11 protein-coding genes are annotated in these 15,608 nt (G+C 64.2%); 3 read left to right on the forward strand and 8 right to left on the reverse strand.

Annotation, left to right across the window (positions count from 1 at the left end; genetic code table 11):
• Positions 1 to 8: 8 nt before the first annotated feature.
• On the reverse strand, positions 9 to 521 hold the full coding sequence (locus CSZ94_RS08970) for a hypothetical protein (RefSeq protein ID WP_102121171.1): 513 nt from the start codon (positions 519 to 521) through the stop codon (positions 9 to 11).
• A 122-nt stretch (positions 522 to 643) separates the two neighbouring features.
• The gene (locus CSZ94_RS08975) at positions 644 to 880 is read right to left on the reverse strand and encodes a hypothetical protein (RefSeq protein ID WP_146009776.1); all 237 of its coding nucleotides are present in this window, start codon (positions 878 to 880) and stop codon (positions 644 to 646) included.
• A 211-nt stretch (positions 881 to 1,091) separates the two neighbouring features.
• On the opposite strand from CSZ94_RS08975, the gene CSZ94_RS08980 reads away from it, so the two are divergent.
• Positions 1,092 to 1,466, forward strand: coding sequence for a hypothetical protein (locus CSZ94_RS08980; protein ID WP_102121173.1), 375 nt, complete (start codon positions 1,092 to 1,094; stop codon positions 1,464 to 1,466).
• On the opposite strand, the gene CSZ94_RS08985 is transcribed toward CSZ94_RS08980, so the two are convergent.
• From CSZ94_RS08985 to queC, 3 genes are all read right to left on the reverse strand, one after another.
• The gene (locus tag CSZ94_RS08985) at positions 1,467 to 4,448 is read right to left on the reverse strand and encodes a sensor domain-containing diguanylate cyclase (RefSeq protein WP_258000871.1); all 2,982 of its coding nucleotides are present in this window, start codon (positions 4,446 to 4,448) and stop codon (positions 1,467 to 1,469) included.
• Positions 4,449 to 4,660: 212 nt separating this feature from the next.
• Entirely contained in the window at positions 4,661 to 4,984 is a 324-nt protein-coding gene (locus CSZ94_RS08990; RefSeq protein ID WP_146009777.1) for a hypothetical protein, read from the reverse strand.
• 84 nt (positions 4,985 to 5,068) lie between these two features.
• Positions 5,069 to 5,779 (reverse strand): 7-cyano-7-deazaguanine synthase QueC, encoded by a 711-nt coding sequence (gene queC / locus CSZ94_RS08995; protein WP_102121176.1) that lies wholly within the window; start codon positions 5,777 to 5,779, stop codon positions 5,069 to 5,071.
• A gap of 223 nt (positions 5,780 to 6,002) precedes the next feature.
• Between queC and CSZ94_RS09000 the strand changes: the two genes are divergently transcribed.
• A complete protein-coding gene (locus CSZ94_RS09000) occupies positions 6,003 to 7,925 on the forward strand; it encodes an autotransporter assembly complex protein TamA (RefSeq protein WP_102121177.1) in 1,923 nt (640 codons plus the stop codon).
• Positions 7,925 to 12,349 (forward strand): translocation/assembly module TamB domain-containing protein, encoded by a 4,425-nt coding sequence (locus tag CSZ94_RS09005; RefSeq protein WP_102121178.1) that lies wholly within the window; start codon positions 7,925 to 7,927, stop codon positions 12,347 to 12,349. The genes CSZ94_RS09000 and CSZ94_RS09005 overlap by 1 nt, the downstream gene beginning before the upstream one ends.
• Before the next feature lie 71 nt (positions 12,350 to 12,420).
• Here CSZ94_RS09005 and CSZ94_RS09010 read toward each other — a convergent pair whose 3' ends face one another.
• The 3 genes from CSZ94_RS09010 to CSZ94_RS09015 form a co-directional block, all read right to left on the reverse strand.
• A complete protein-coding gene (locus tag CSZ94_RS09010) occupies positions 12,421 to 12,660 on the reverse strand; it encodes a hypothetical protein (RefSeq protein WP_102121179.1) in 240 nt (79 codons plus the stop codon).
• Between the two features lie 184 nt (positions 12,661 to 12,844).
• The gene (locus tag CSZ94_RS27965; protein ID WP_180977411.1) at positions 12,845 to 12,997 is read right to left on the reverse strand and encodes a hypothetical protein; all 153 of its coding nucleotides are present in this window, start codon (positions 12,995 to 12,997) and stop codon (positions 12,845 to 12,847) included.
• 56 nt (positions 12,998 to 13,053) lie between these two features.
• Entirely contained in the window at positions 13,054 to 15,561 is a 2,508-nt protein-coding gene (locus CSZ94_RS09015) for an alpha/beta hydrolase family protein (RefSeq protein ID WP_258000872.1), read from the reverse strand.
• Positions 15,562 to 15,608: the final 47 nt, after the last annotated feature.

Here is a 15,608-nt window from a genome sequence, read left to right on the forward strand (position 1 = left end):
CAATCGGTTCAGCCCGGTTTGCGGTAGCCGCCTTCGATCCAGTTCGCCGCAGACGTGGCATTGAATTTGAACGCGGCCGAGGTACGCACCTTGGCGATCTGCTCGCCATCGGCATCGTAAGCGCTCAGTTCCGCGTACGGGTGGTCTTCGTCAGGCACGATGTCGAACATCACCTTGATTTGCCCCTCGTCAGTGGCGACAAACAAGTTCTTGTGCAATTGCGCATGCAACTGCTGCTCGTGGCGGCGTAACACTTCCGAGGCCGTCTTGACCAGCGTATTAAACGCGTTGACGTCGAGCGGCTTCGGGTTTTTCTTGTCGCGGCCCATGGTCCACGGCCCCACCAGGGCCGGCTCCGGCTCCCCATCCTTGATCATGGCCACGGCCCAGCCTTCATCTTCCTCGTTCTTGATCACGCGCGCCGTCCAGCCATTGCCTACCCACAGGCGCGGCTCCTGGACCGGGGCGTCATTGTCTTGCTCGGCTGCTTCGTCGGAAAAGTCGGGGAAATCGGTACTCATGGCGGTGCTCGTGATGGAAGGTCGGGGCTAGCATGATAGTCGAAAACGCCCACCCGTGCCGCCTTGTCGCAAGCGCGACGGAACGTCACACGGCACGCGCCAGCCTGCCACCACGGCATCGCTCAGCACATGGACATGGCCGGCCGGTTGGGCCAGGTCAGCGGTGGACCGGGCGGTACCCAGCGCGGATCGATGGCTGGCAGTGGCGCATGGTAATTAAAGGGATTGATGATGATCGGCGGTATCGCCGATGGTGCGCCGACGGGTTCGGCGCAAGACTGCGGGGCGCTACGCTGGCGCATGATTCGATGGTCGCGGGGGGATAGCGATTGATCCCCCGTATCTGCAAACAAAAGCATGTTGCCCTCCTTGCGGGACTGAGGTGTTCAGTATAGGACGGCTTGCGCGCATTACAAGAAAAGAAATCTTGTTCTACATCAGCGTTTTCTGGCCGCCAGCACCTTCCATACCGTGATATTGACCGCCTGTCGCACACCGCTGGCAGCGCCTGCCGCGCGCCGCTACAGTGTGACCATGCAATACCCAGTCACCCATCCACAGAGGCCCATCATGAAAAAATTACTCACCTTCGTCCTCATCGTCATGCTCGCCTGCCTGTTCCTCGACAAGATCGGCGGCAGCGACATGCACATGCAGTTCCACGGCGACGATATCGACGGCCCGCTGGAGTGGTTGTTCGGCCTGGTGTTTGCCGGCGGCGGCCTGCTGATCGCCGCCATTGCGCTGGTGTGCGCCGCTGTCGTCACAGGCGTCGTCCTGGCCGGCGTGGGCGTGGTGCTGATCGCCGTGGTGGCCTTGTGCGTGGCACTGGCGCTGGCCTTGAGCACGCCCGTGCTGCTGCCGCTGCTGATTCCCGTCGCCATCGTCTGGCTGATCGTCAGCCGCAAGCACAAGCAGGCGCAAGCGCGTCAGCACAGCCTGTAATCACTGCGCCATGAACTTGCTGAGCACGCCATCGCTGCTGCCGTCATTCTGTTCGATGCGGTTGCGCCCGCCCCGTTTGGCCCGGTATAGCGCCTCGTCGGCGCGCGCCAGCACGGCGTCGGAATCGCCATCGGTACCGGCCATGGCGGCCATGCCGATGCTCACCGTGATGGTGATCAGGAGGCCGCCATCGGTGGTCAGCGAACTTTCCGCCACGCGCCGGCGCAGCCGGTCGGCAAACACGGCCGCCGCCGCCAAGTCCGTGCCCGGCAGCAAGATGGCGAATTCTTCGCCGCCCACGCGACCCGGCACGTCAACCTTGCGCAGCGCCTGGTACATCAGCGCGCCCAGGTGGCGCAGCACGGCATCGCCCACCGCGTGGCCATACTCGTCGTTGACGCGTTTGAAGTGATCGATGTCGAGCATCAGCACGCTGGCACAGCTGGCCAGTTCGCGCTGCAAGCGGGCATGCTCGTTTTCCAGCGCCGCCATGAAGTGGCGCCGGTTCGGCAAGCCGGTGAGGAAATCGGTGGTAGCCAGCTGCAACAGTTCCGCATTCATGCGCTTGCGCTCGGTGATATCGAGCGAAGACACCATGACAAAGTCCAGGCTGTCCGCATGGCCGGGCATCACCAGCAAGCTCAGTTCATTCTGCCGCGCCGCACCATCGAGACGCACGAAGCTGCTCTCGCACTCGTACAGGTGGGCGCCGCCAGCCAGCGCCAGCAAGGCATCACCGAAACGGGGCAAGGCGCTGTCATCGAAATTCTGTGCCAGGCCCAGCGCGCCGCGGCGCTGGTCTTCCTCGTTGGCGCGCACCTGCGCCAGTGCGGCGCCGTTCGCGTCGATGATGCGCACCAGCCGCGCCAATCGTTGCAGCGCCCCCGGATTGGCCTGGAAGTGGGCGCCCAGGTCGTGCACGCCCGCTTGCTCAAGAGCATCGAGCGCGGCGCGCACGGCCGACCAGTCCTGTTCCCACAGGGCCACGGGCGCATGGTCATACAGGCTGCGGAAACGCGCTTCGCCGGCGCGCAGGGCCAGCGCCACCTGCGCCTGTTCGATGGCCATGCCGGCCAGGTGCGCCGCCTCGCTCAGCCGCGCCAGATGCGCCGCACCCGGCAGCGTAGGCTCGCGGTGATACGCCATCAGGACGCCAAGCAGCTTGCCCGAGCCGCCACGCACAGGCTCGGCCCAGCACGATTGCAGCTGGGCTCGCCACGCCAGTTCCATCGTCGCCTGCGTATCGGCAGCGGCATGCAAGTCGCCCACGATCACGCGCTGGCCGTCGCGCAGGGCTTGCGCGGCGATGCCATGCACGCCCTGCAGGGTGTCGAGGTCGTGGCCATGGCTGGACAGGTTGAAAAACGCGGGCAAGCTCGGCGCCGCGCCCAGCACCAGGCGGTGGCGGTTTTCATCCAGCAGCAAGATGCTGCACAACATGGCGGGATGGTCGGCTTGCACGCTCAGCACCACGCTTTCCAGCACCCGTTCCAGCGGCGCGCCCGTGGCCAGCATTTCCAGCACCTGGCGCCGCGTGTGCTCGCGCCGTTCCATCTGGCTGCGCTCGCTGATATCGCGGAAAGTCCACAAGCGCGCTTGTTCGTTGCCCAGCTGCATGCTGCGCACATATTGCTCGACCACCCGTCCATCGCGCAGGTGCAGCACATCGCGCCGTTCGCGGTGGCCGTGCGGCGCGTGGGCGCGTGCTCCCAGGAAAGGCGCTGCCTGCCCCAACTGGCTTTCCACATGGCGTACCAGCGCCGCGCCATCGGCTTGCCAGTCGAGCGCATCGGGCACTTGCCACAGGTCGCGGAAGCGCCGGTTCGAGGTGAAGATGCGGCCATGGATGTTATCGACCAGAATGCCGTCGATGGTCGAATCGAGGATGCTGCGCAGCATGGCCTGACTGCGCTGCGCTGCCTCGGCCATCGCCAGCACGCTCGCCTGTCCCTGCTCGAACTGGGCAGTCAGCTCGCTCGAGAGCGCCAGCGCCGCCTGGGCGCGGGCGCGGCCCGCCGCCAGCAGCCAGGTCGCCAGCGCCAGCACGACGCTGGCCAGCAAGCCGCTCCAGGCCATCAGGCGGGGCCGCGCCAGCAGCTCGCCATCGAAGCCCGGCATGGCACGCACGCGCAAGGTCCAGGCATGGCCGGCGATGCTGATCGCCTGCTGCGACACCAGGCTGTCCGACGCGGCAGACGACTGCGTGCCAGACAAGCTGTCATACATCAGGGCCGCCGCGGCCAGTTGCGCGCCATCATAGATTTCCAGGTCCAGCTGGCGCGCGCCCTCGCCGCCCACACCCGCCATCAGGTCGCCCATGCGGAACGGCGCAAACACCCAGGCGCGCAAGGCGGCGCGCCGCTCTTCCACGCTGGCATGCGGCAAGCCATTGTCGTACACGGGCAGCACGACCAGGAAGCCATGCGCCTGGGCGCTGCCGCCATCTTGCACCAGGTGGATCTTGCCCGTCATGGCGGCCTGGCCCGTGTCGCGCGCCTGTTCGAGCGCGGCGCGGCGCACAGGTTCGGACCAGATATCGTAGCCGAAGGCCAGCAGCTTGCTTTCGCTTAAAGGTTCCAGATAAGTGATGGGCGCATGCCAGGTGCGCTGACCCGGCGGACGCACGGCATAGCCGGGATAGCCTTCCGCGCGCACGCTGGCCTCGTGCCGCGCCAGCGCGGTACCGGGCAACAGCGGCACGTAGCCGATGGCCTGGATGCCGGGAAGGTGCGCATCCGCCTGCTGCACCGCCAGATAGGCGTGGAATGCGCTGCGCGTGACGCTCTGCGAACTGGCATACAGCCCCTGCACGCCTTGCAGCACCTGGATGTAGGTCTGCATGCGGACGACGATGTTGTCGACCAGTTGGCGCACGCGGAAGTCAAAATCGGCCTGCACCTGCTGTTCGCTGGCGTCGTGGGCACTGCGCCAGGCGCCATACGTCAGTCCCAGGCACAACGCCAGCACCAACGCGGCCAGCACGCGCGGCCGCCCCCAGTGCGACACTGGCCGAGCAAACCACGACGTAGACGCGCGTGTAAGCATGACAGGTGGAAAAGCAGAACAGTTATCCAAACGCTACACGGCCAGCAACATGGCTGGCAGCGGACTGCACGACTACCATCGGTAGTCGATGAGAATGATAGTACGTTACAGCGGGCGTCCTTGCAATGCTGAATATTGTATTAAAAAGATCACATGTTGCAGCAGGATAGCTGGCAGGGAACACTATGGCTGGCGCCGGAGTTTGCCATCCTGCATGGCGCAGTGGGCGCCACAGACAGCCACGCCCCTACGAGCGCGTGCAACACGTCGCGCCCGCCATCGCCGTGCCCATGGTTCCACGCGCCGTCGTACGGCAGATAACGTTCGCCAAGCAAGGACGTGAGCAGGGCCAGCAGCAGCAAGGGCGGCAAGACCCCGTGAGAGTAGTGGAAAACCGCAATCAGGCAACTGGCGGCGTCGATGAAGCCGGCCCAGAACACGGGGCCGTACAGCGCGGCAAAGAGGGATTTCATGGCAAGGCGCTCCTGTGGCAAAAAACACAGCATGGCCTTCCACCCTGCCGCGCCGCTTGAAGAAACGGCGCAAACTATTGCTTACTACGCAGCTTTTCTCGCCGCGTATTGCAGGTAGCCATTCGCGCGCAGGGCACAGGCGGGGCAGGTGCCGCAGCCATAGCCCCAGTCGTGCAGCTCGCCCCGCTCGCCCAGGTAGCAGGTGTGCGTGCCGCTGCGGATCAGGTCGACCAGCGGCTGGCCACCCAGGTCTTCGGCCAGGTCCCAGCTTTGCGCCTTATCCAGCCACATCAGCGGCGTTTCCAGTTTCAGACGCGTATTCATGCCCAGGTTCAGGGCCACTTGCAGGGCCTTCATCGTGTCGTCGCGGCAGTCCGGGTAGCCGGAGAAATCCGTCTCGCACATGCCACCCACGAGCACCGTCAAGCCACGGCGATACGCCACGGTGGCGGCCACCGTCATGAACAACAAGTTGCGCCCAGGAACAAAGGTGTTCGGCAAGCCGTTTTCCTGCATGACGATCTCGACGTTCTGCGTCATGGCCGTATCGGAAATGGCGGAAATCAAGGACAGGTCTATCATGTGATCCTGGCCCAGGCGGCTGTCCCACTCGGGCGACTGCTGGCGTATCTGCTCGAGCACGCCGGGACGCACCGTCAGTTCGATCGCATGGCGCTGTCCATAGTCAAAGCCGATGGTTTCCACACGGCTATAGTGCTTCAAGGCCCAGGCCAGGCAGGTGGTGGAATCTTGCCCACCGCTAAAGAGCACCAGTGCGTAGTCAGTTGCTAGCATAATTTCTTTCTTTTCAGTTTTACTCTGTTGCAATCGTGCGCGGGGAAACATGATTCCCAGCGCAAAAAATACTTATTCGTCCGCCATCAATTTACCTATTCCGGTAACATGCAGTCAGCATTTACTCATCTGGAGCACCATGTTTTCTGCACGACCCATACGGCATACCGCTGCCGGCAAGGCGATACGACCACGAATTTTGACACAAGTAGTGACAAAAGCAATGGGTCAACTGACACTGGCGGCCGCCGGCAGTGTCATCTTGATATGCCCGCTCGCCCAAGCCCGCGCGCAGGAAGCGACACAAGAGCGCACACCAGAGCTCCCGCAAGACGCCGTTGCAGACAGCCCCGTCAGCACGGAAGCGGCGCCCGCGCCGCTGCAGTACGAGGTCAAGGTCAACGCACCGGGCGACCTCGATGAGTTGCTCGAAAAAAACCTGGACCTGGAACGCTTCCGCGGCAACCCGCGCATGGACCGCGAGCAATTGCAGCGCCTCGTGCGCGATACGCCGGAGCAAGCCAGGAACCTGATCGCCACGGCCGGCTACTATACGCCCGTCGTCACGGTGCGCGTCGATACGACGGGCGCCAAACCCGTCGTCATCGTCGACGTCGAACCGGGCGCACTGGTGACCATCGACAAGGTCGATCTGGAATTGCGCGGCTTCGATCCCACGCCGCCGCTGGCCGCTTCCGAACCCTACGATACGGAAGCGCTCAAGCGCAGCTGGCCGTTGAAGGCGGGCAGCGTGTTTCGCCAGGCCGACTGGGAATCGGCCAAGCGCGCACTGCTGCGCGAAGTGGTGCAGACGCGCTATCCGCGCGCCCAGCTGGTCGATACGCAAGCCGTGGTCGACCCGGAAACGCACAAGGTGTCGCTGCTGGTGGTGCTCGACAGCGGCCCCGAGCTACGCTTCGGCGAACTGCGCATCGAAGGCTTGAAACGCTACGATGCCAACATCATCCGCAACCTCGACAAGATACGCCCGGGCGACTATTACAGCGAATCGGCGCTGCAATCGTTGCAGGCGCGCCTGCAAGACACGGGCTACTTTGCCAGCGTGGAAGTGAGCGCCGACATGAGCAGCATCCTCAGCGAGCAGATCGAGGCGGGCCAGGAAAGCCAGCAAGCCGAGGTGGAAGGGGCCGCCGCCGAAACCAAGCCCGTCAACCGCGGCCCCGCGCCGCTGCTGCCGCTGGTCGTGCGCGTGACGGAAAACAAGCAGCAGAACGTCAGCGCCGGTCTGGGTTTCAGTACGAATACGGGTAATCGCGCCCAGCTCAACTATGACAACCTGAATGTGTGGGGCACGCGCTTCAAGAGCGCGATCACCATGGAAACGAAGAAACAGGCGGCGCACGCCAACTTCTATTTCCCCACCACCGCGCGCGGCTACAACGACAGTGCGGGCGCCTCGTTCGAGCGCAGCGACATTTCCAACGAAATCACGGCCGTCACCACCATCTCGGCCAAGCGCAACTGGGGCGGCACCAACCTCGAGCGCAGCCTGACGTTCGAGTTCCTCAGCGAAGACAAGACCGTCGTGGGCCTGGAACAGACGCGCAGCAAGAGCTTGCCCCTGACCTATGCCATCACCAAGCGCAGCCTCGACAGCCTGCTGTTCCCCACCAAGGGCTATGTCATCAATGCCCAAGTGGGCGGCGCGCTGCTACCGGTGCTGACGGACGAGCGTTTCGTGCGCGTGGCGAGCAAGGCCGTGTATTACCGTCCGCTGGGCGAAAAAGGCGAGCTGATCGTGCGCGGCGAAATGGGCGCGCTCGGTTCGAAGGAAAAACGCGGCGTGCCGGCCGTCTACCTGTTCCGCGCGGGCGGCGACCAATCGGTGCGCGGCTATGGCTACCAGGAACTGGGCGTGAGGGAAGGCGATGCCACCGTCGGCGGGCGCTATATGCTCACCGGCAGCGCCGAATATCAGTACTGGTTCAAGCCGAAATGGGCGATTGCCGCCTTCTATGACGCCGGTAACGCGGCTGACTCGGTGAAAGCGGCCATGACGCCGAAATCGGGCTACGGCCTGGGCGGACGCTACAAAAGCCCCGTCGGCCCCATCAATGTCGACGTGGCATATGGCCATGCCGTTCAAAAATACCGTTTGCACTTCTCTCTGGGATTCACTTTCTGATGTCTGATATTACTACCGAGTCCCACGACGCCACGCCGCCCCCGCCGGCGAAGAAACCGCGCCGGGCGCTGCGCTACGTCTTGATCGCCGTCGCCAGCCTGGCCGTGCTGCTGGGCGCCGCCTTCTGGTTCCTGGGCCGCGAATCGACCTTGCAGATGCTGGTGCAAAAAGTGGCCAGCGCCAGCGGCGGCGAGATCGAAGTGTCGGGCGTTTCCGGCTCGCTATACAATCGCATGCACCTGGGTCACGTCAGTTACCGCAGCAAGACGCAGCACATCACGGCCGACAATATCGACATCAACTGGTCACCGTTCCAGTTCTTCTCGGAAGGCATCGCCATCAGCGAACTGCACGTGGCCAGCCTGTCCGTGGAAAGCACGGCGCCATCGGACGAGCCGTCGACGATGCCAGCCAGCCTGGCCTCGCCGTTCAAGATTGGCATCAGCGACGCGCGCCTCGACAAAGTGACCCTGGTCGGCGCGGGCGGCAACACGGTATTTGAAAAGATCCATTTCACCTTGTCGGGCGACAAGACGCAATGGCAGCTGGAAGACGCCTCGGCGCTGACGCCTTTCGGCCAGGCCACGGCCAGCGCGACGATTGCCGCCACGCAGCCGTTCAAGCTGTCAGGCAAAGCCGGCTTGACGCAGCTCAATGCCGCCGCCGGTGAAAAACCCGCCACGCTGGCCCTGCAACTGGGCGGCGACCTGAATGTGCTGAACGTCACGGCCAAGGGCAGCGCGGGCGCGGCAACGGCCGACGCCCAACTGGCGCTGGCGCCGTTCGACCCCGTCATCATCCTGCGCTCGGCCAGCATCCGTGGCCGCAACATCAATCCGGGCAAGTTCGACGCGACCCTGCCGCAGGCGGACCTGAGCCTGGAACTCGACGCCGCCATCGATACGCGCCCCAACGCGCAAACCGTGTCGGGCAAGCTGGCTATCCTCAACCACGCCACGCCCGGCCCCATCGACCAGCAAAAGCTGCCGCTGCGCCAGTTCGAGGCGCGCCTGGGCGGCACCCTGACGGCCACGACGCTGGAATCGGCCATCATCGACTTCGGCAACGCAGGCAAGTTCACGGGCAGCGGCAAGCTCAACCGTGACGCCGCCGACGCTCCCATCGGCACGGCGCAATTGACCTTGCACACGGACAAGATCGACTTGCAGCACATGTACAGCAGCATCAACAGCACGAAGATCGTCGGCGATATCGTGCTCGACAGCGACGGCAAGACGCAAACCCTGCGCGCCAAGCTGGGTGAAGCCAAGCTGCGCCTGGACGTGGAAGCCACCCTGGCCGATTCCCTGGTGCAACTGCGCAAGGCAACCTTGCAGGCAGGCAAGAGCAGCGTCAACGCGACGGGCCAGATCAGCCTGAAGGACGAACAGGCCTTCAAGGCCGTGGCCAACGCCAGCCGCCTCAATCCTGCCGACTTCGGCGCCTTCCCCGTGGCCGACCTGAACCTCGACGTGCGCGCCTCTGGTCACGTGGCGCCGCAATGGCTGGCGAACGCCGACTTCACCGTGCGCCCCAGCAAGCTGCTCGACCAGCCTCTGTCGGGCAAGGGCAAGCTGACGGCCGATGCAGCCCATTTGAGCGGCATCGACGTGCAATTGGCACTGGGCAAAAATAATCTCACGGCCAAGGGTAACTTTGGCGGCGCCGGCGAAAAACTCAACTGGAATGTCGATGCGCGCCAGCTCACCGCCCTGCAGGGCGACTTGCTGGGCGCCGTGCTGGCCAGCGGCGTGGTGCAAGGCACCCTGCAGCAGCCACGCACGACGTTTGTTGCCGATGCGAAAGGATTGGGCCTCACCAGCGGCAAGCGCCCTGCGCCAGACAGCGCCATCCACGCCAGCGGCGAAGTGGGCTTGACAGGGCCGAAGCAGGAAGGGGAATTGAAAATGACGGGTTCCTTGCAAAAGATCAACCCGGCCGCCTTTGGTGCGACGTTACCCAACGGCAACGTGAATGCGGACTTCAACGGCAGCGGCCGCCTGACCAGCGACTGGCAAGTGGCTCTGAACCTGGGTTTGCGCGAATCGACCTTGCAAAACGCGCCGCTGGCCGGCTACGCCAAGTTGTCAGCCAACGCGAAACGCATCGACAGCGTGGATGCGGAACTGCGCCTGGGGCCGAACAGCCTGCTGGCCAAGGGCGCGCTGGGCGGCGCCACCGACAAGCTGACGTGGAAACTCGATGCGCCGCAACTGTCGACCCTGGGTCCCCGCTTTGCCGGCGTGTTGCAGGCATCCGGCTCCGTCTCGGGCAAGATGGACGCGCCCGCCGCGCAACTGACGCTCTCTGGGCGCGACCTGACTTTCTTTGGCGAGCAGCAATTGAAAGCCGTCAAAGGCAGCGCCAGCGTGGGCGCCGGCCAGGGCGCGCTCGACCCCATGGTCAGCAGTCTGGACATCACGGGCTACAGCACGCCCACCTTCAAGCTGGCCAGCGCCCACCTGGGCACGACGGGCACGCGCGGCAGCCATACGCTCAGTGTGACGGCGCGCAATGACGATTTTGATGCCACCGTGCAAATCCGGGGCAGCCAGAGCGGTGCCAACTGGACGGGCACGATCGACAGCCTGCAAAACAAGGGCCGCTATGCGCTGGCTCTGCAGGCGCCCGTGCCCGTGAAAGTGGCCGGTCCTGCCGGCAGCGGCGTGGCGGGCCTGGGCCAGCCTGAACAGATCAGCGTGGGCAACACCGTCATCAAATTGCCAGCAGGCAGCATCACCATGCAAAGCCTGGTCAAGAACGGCCCCCGCTGGACCAGTTCCGGCCAGGCGGCCGGCGTAGCGCTGACCTATCTGGCGCAAGTGATTCCCTCGCTGCAAGCCAATGCGCGCAGCGACCTGACCCTGGGCGCGCAATGGTCGCTCGACATGCAAGTGCCGACGGCGCAACAGAAAGACCCGTCTTTGGCCGGCATGCTGCATATTTACCGGGAAAAAGGCGACGTGACGGTGGGCGTGGACCAGCCGCTGGCGCTGGGTTTGCGCACCTTCGATGCGCGCATCGACGTGGCCAACCAGCAACTGCGCCTGGCCGTGAAACTCGATGGCGCGCGCGCGGGCCAAAGCGATATCAATGCCACCGTGCAAATGCTGGGCGGACGCATCAGCAACGACAGCGCCCTCGCCCTGACGGGCACCACCAATATCGATACACTGGCATGGCTGGCGCCGCTGACCGGCCAGCCGGGTCTGGAGCTGGGCGGCACCCTGAAAGTGGCACTGTCCGGCAGCGGCAGCATCGGCGCGCCGCAATTGAATGGCGACATCAACGGCAGCAAGTTGCTGGTGAACTGGGCCGACCAGGGCTTGAAATTGCGCAATGGCGTGCTGCAAGCCAAGCTGGCCGGCGATCAGCTGCAATTGCAGCGCCTGAGCTTTGACGGCGGCGATGGCAAGGTGCAGGCAGATGGCTGGGTACGCTTTGCGAATGGCGAAGCGAGCCTGGAACTGAAACTGATGGCCGACCGCCTGCAGGCGCTGTCGCGTCCCGACCGCACTTTGATCTTGTCCGGCAACAGCACCCTGGTGCGCAACGACAAGCGCTTCAGCTTTGAGGGCAAGTTCAAGGCCAACCGCGCGCTGATCGAACTGGCACCGCAAGATACCCCCACGCAAAGCAGCGACGTGGTGGTGCTGGGCAAGGAAGTCAAGGGCAGCAAGGGAGCACCCTCCTTGCCCCTGAATATCGACCTCGAGTTCGACCTGGGCAATGCCTTCCACTTGCGCGGCATGGGCATCGATGCGGACCTGGCGGGCGATATACGCGCCCGCGTCATCAACCGCGCCGCGCCGCGCGTGACCGGCAGCATCAAGGTTGCCAACGGCCAGTACGCCGCCTACGGGCAAAAGCTGTCGATCGAACGGGGCTTGATCGCCTTCACGGGCGCCTACGACAACCCGTCCCTGAACATCCTGGCCGTGCGCAAGCGGCCCGAGGGCGAAGCGCTGTCGGAAACGAATGTGGAAGCAGGCGTGGAAGTGCGCGGCACCGCCCAGGCGCCGACGGCCAAGCTGGTCTCCACGCCGAGCGTCTCGGACAGCGACAAGCTGGCCTGGCTGATCCTCGGCCATGGCGCGGAAACGGCGGCCGGCGATGAAATGGCCTTGCTGACGACGGCCGCAGGCGCCCTCTTCGGCGGCTCCGGTGGCGGCTTGCAAGGCAAGCTGGCCAGTTCGCTGGGTCTCGACGAAGTGGGCCTGTCGCAGGCGCAAGGGCTGGAAAGCACGGTCGTCACCGTCGGCAAGCGCCTGTCGTCGCGCGCCTACCTGACGTTCGAGCAAGGCACGAGCACGGCAACGAGCCTGGTGAAACTGCGCTACAAATTGAATCGCCGTATCACCCTGCAATTCCAGACCGGCACCAACAATGCACTGGACGTTTTGTACACTTGGGCGTTCGATTGATTTAACGCAAGCGCAATACAGCACAAAGGGCGCCTCGGCGCCCTTTTCTTTGCTCTGCCGCAAAGGCAAACTTACTCGGCCAAGTCGAGCCCTCGCTCGATCATGCCTTCGACATACGCGCGCAAATATTGTTCCAGCGCGGGGCCGGACAGCACGTTGGCCGTCAGCGCGCCGTGCGGCGAACCTTTCAGCACGCCGTCGTGAGACACGCGCGCAATCCAGGCCACGTCCGCGCCCTGGGTGTAATCGAGTTCATAGTCAAACGTTTCACCGCTGACTTTGCGTGTGTAGACTTCTTTGACAATTGCCATCTGAAACAGCCTTTCTTGAGGAGATTAACTAAGTAATCCTCAGGAAATTATTGTGAAATTATGACGAACAAAACCGGATGCTATGCAAGGCGCCCGCTGCGACGCAGTGCGAGCACTGCTAGCAGCGGGCAACGCCGCAGAGCGCCGGTGATGGAAGTCAGAAATCACAATAATTTATTGGGGGTTACTGAGGATGCGGGTGCGGCACGGGATCGTCCTGCGGCACCGGATGCTCGGGCCCCGGATGGTGCCCGGGCGCTTCTTGCGGCTCCGGCGCCGGCATGGGTTCATCGACCGGTGCCGGCTCGGGCGCGCGGTGGGCATGGGTGATGGACATGGCTGGCCTCCCTGCAAACAAAAGAAGACCATACCACGAGATGCGCGCCGCTGCCCTTATTTGCCTGCCGGCTTGATGTCGGCGGCTGGCGGCGGGGCGTTCTTCACATATTTCTCCAGCCAATTGTTGCTTTCATACAGCATCTGCATGATCGATTCGCGCGCGCGGTAGCCGTGGCTCTCATTCGGCAGCATCACCAGGCGCGCCGTGCCGCCCAATCCCTTGACGGCCTGGAACATGCGCTCGCTCTGGATGGGGAAGGTGCCCGAGTTGTTGTCTTGCTCGCCATGGATCATCAGCAGCGCATCTTTGATCTTGTCCGCATAGTTAAACGGCGACATGGCCTGGTAGACGGCCGGCGCCTGCCAGAACGAGCGCTCTTCCGCCTGGAAGCCGAACGGTGTCAGGCTGCGGTTATAGGCGCCGCTGCGGGCGATGCCGGCACGGAACAGCCGTGTGTGCGCCAGCAAATTGCCCGTCATGAAGGCGCCATACGAGTGGCCGCCGATGGCGATGCGGTTGCGGTCGGACACGCCACGGCGCACCACTTCGTCGACGGCTGCCTCGGCATCGGCCACCAGTTGCGGCAGATACGTGTCGTTCGGTTCCTGCTCGCCGCTTCCCACGATGGGGAAGGATGGATTGTCGAGCACGGCGTAACCCATGGACAGGAAAGCGGCCGGGCCCCAGTAGCTGACGGCATTGAATTTGTAGGGCGAACCCTTGGTCTGGCTGGCGGCACTGGCCGTCTTGAATTCTTGCGGGTAGGCCCACATCAGGGTCGGCAGCGGACCGTCGCGGCGGGCGTCATAGTTCGGCGGCAGCATCAGGGTGGCCGTCAAGTCCACGCCGTCGGCGCGCTTGTAGCGGATCAACTCTTTCTGCACGTCCTTCAATTGTGGCAAAGGATGGGGGAAATGCGTGAGAGCCGTCAGCTGCGCCGCGCCCTGCTGTTTCAGGTTGCGCACAAAGTAATTCGGCTGTTCGGTGGGCGATTCGCGCGTCGACAGCAAACGGCTGCCATCCTCGTCCAGCACGGCCACCACGTTTTCATAATAGGGCGCGGCGCTCTGGAACAGCCGCTCCTTGTGTTTCGTCGCCAGGTTCAGGCGGTCGATGAAGGGACGGTCGCCATCCTTCGAGGCGCCCTGCCCGTCGAGCAGGATGGAACCGTCGACGGCGATGAGCAATCGCGGCAAGCCGGCTGCGTCCGCGCGCATGACGGGCTGACCCGGATCGTTGTAGCGGTCTTCCAAGGAACCGGCGTACACGAGGTCGCCGGGCTTGCCGGCAACGGCGGACGGCTGGTCCGGCTGGATGCGCCACTGCTTGACGGCGCGCGTCTTGTACCACGCTTCGCTCAGCAGGGCCAGGTCGCCGCGGCCCCAGGCCACGCCCGCATAACGCGAACCGAGCCTGGCCAGCACGACCGGCTTGGCCGCAAATGGCGCCGCCTGCGTGTAGACGATGTCGCGGATCTCGGCCGCCTTGGCCGGGTCGCCGCCATCCTGCGCTTCGGCCCACACCAGGGTGGCGGGCGCGTCGACCCGCCAGCTGACGGAACGCACGCCGGCGGACACGGCATCATTGCCCGGCGGCAGCCCTTCCTCCAGCGGCAGGGTCGCCACCGCATGCAGCACTTTGCCATTCAGGTCGCGCACGTCGATCTTGTGGCCGAAGTCATGCGCCGGCACGATATAGGAATACGGACGCACGATGCTGGTCGTCAGCAGGTGCTTGCCATCGGGCGAGGCCGACACGCGCGAGAACTGGCCCGGCTGCCCGACCAGGCGCTGCTTGCCGGCCACGTCCAGCAAGGCCAGCTGGATGGTCGTGTAGTGCCCGAACAGCTGGGCATCCTGCTCGTTTTTCAACAGGTCGGGATAGGTGCGCAATTGCTTGACGCCGCCGCCAGGCACGCTGTCCTGGATGGATGGGCCCGTCGGAATGGCGCTGGCCACGGGCGCCGCACCCAGCTTGGCCGGTTTCAGTTGCACCAGCAGGGTCTTGCTGTCGGGCATCCAGGAAAAGCCGCGACCGTAAACGGCCGACAGCGATTGATTGCCCAGCTTGCGCGCCGTTTTCGTCTGCACGTCGAGCAGCCACAGCTCCACACCGGACTCCTTCACGCCCTTGGCGGGATCGGCAAAGGCGATGTGCGTAAACGCCAGGTAGCGCTGGTCGGGCGACCAGGCCAGGTCGGCGATGCGGGGCGACGCGGGCAAGCCGCTGACCTTGATCTCTTTCTGCGTATCGATGTCGAGCAAGCCCAGTCCCGTGTGAAAACTGAAACGGCTGGCCGAATACGTGCGCGGATTGATGCGCAGGCCCGCCAGCTTCAGTTCCGGCTGTGCCACTTCGCTGATGCTGGGCAGCGATGGCGTGGGCAGCACGGCGGCCAGATTGCGTTTCGGGCTCAGGCTCAAGGTCGGTGCGCGCGGCGCATCGACGATGGCTTGCAGGGGCGCAGGTGGCATTTGATAGCCGCCATCTTGCGCCACGGCCAGGCAGGACGAGGCCATCAGGCCGACAGTAATGGGCAGCAAAGGCAAACGAGTAGACATGAAACTCCAGTATAGGAAGGTGGCGACAACAAGCGAGCGCACCGCGC

It is taken from the genome of Janthinobacterium sp. ROICE36, from assembly GCF_002869965.1.
Taxonomy (GTDB): Bacteria; Pseudomonadota; Gammaproteobacteria; order Burkholderiales; family Burkholderiaceae_D; genus Janthinobacterium.

What these genes read in the sequence shown, in the direction of transcription:
- queC (WP_102121176.1), bottom strand. Translation starts at nt 5,779, where the DNA reads ATGCTAGCAACTGACTACGCACTGGTGCTCTTTAGCGGTGGGCAAGAT.
- CSZ94_RS08990 (WP_146009777.1), bottom strand. Translation starts at nt 4,984, where the DNA reads ATGAAATCCCTCTTTGCCGCGCTGTACGGCCCCGTGTTCTGGGCCGGC.
- CSZ94_RS09010 (WP_102121179.1), bottom strand. Translation starts at nt 12,660, where the DNA reads ATGGCAATTGTCAAAGAAGTCTACACACGCAAAGTCAGCGGTGAAACG.
- CSZ94_RS09000 (WP_102121177.1), top strand. Translation starts at nt 6,003, where the DNA reads ATGGGTCAACTGACACTGGCGGCCGCCGGCAGTGTCATCTTGATATGC.
- CSZ94_RS09005 (WP_102121178.1), top strand. Translation starts at nt 7,925, where the DNA reads ATGTCTGATATTACTACCGAGTCCCACGACGCCACGCCGCCCCCGCCG.
- CSZ94_RS08980 (WP_102121173.1), top strand. Translation starts at nt 1,092, where the DNA reads ATGAAAAAATTACTCACCTTCGTCCTCATCGTCATGCTCGCCTGCCTG.
- CSZ94_RS08975 (WP_146009776.1), bottom strand. Translation starts at nt 880, where the DNA reads ATGCTTTTGTTTGCAGATACGGGGGATCAATCGCTATCCCCCCGCGAC.
- CSZ94_RS27965 (WP_180977411.1), bottom strand. Translation starts at nt 12,997, where the DNA reads ATGTCCATCACCCATGCCCACCGCGCGCCCGAGCCGGCACCGGTCGAT.
- CSZ94_RS08970 (WP_102121171.1), bottom strand. Translation starts at nt 521, where the DNA reads ATGAGTACCGATTTCCCCGACTTTTCCGACGAAGCAGCCGAGCAAGAC.
- CSZ94_RS09015 (WP_258000872.1), bottom strand. Translation starts at nt 15,561, where the DNA reads ATGTCTACTCGTTTGCCTTTGCTGCCCATTACTGTCGGCCTGATGGCC.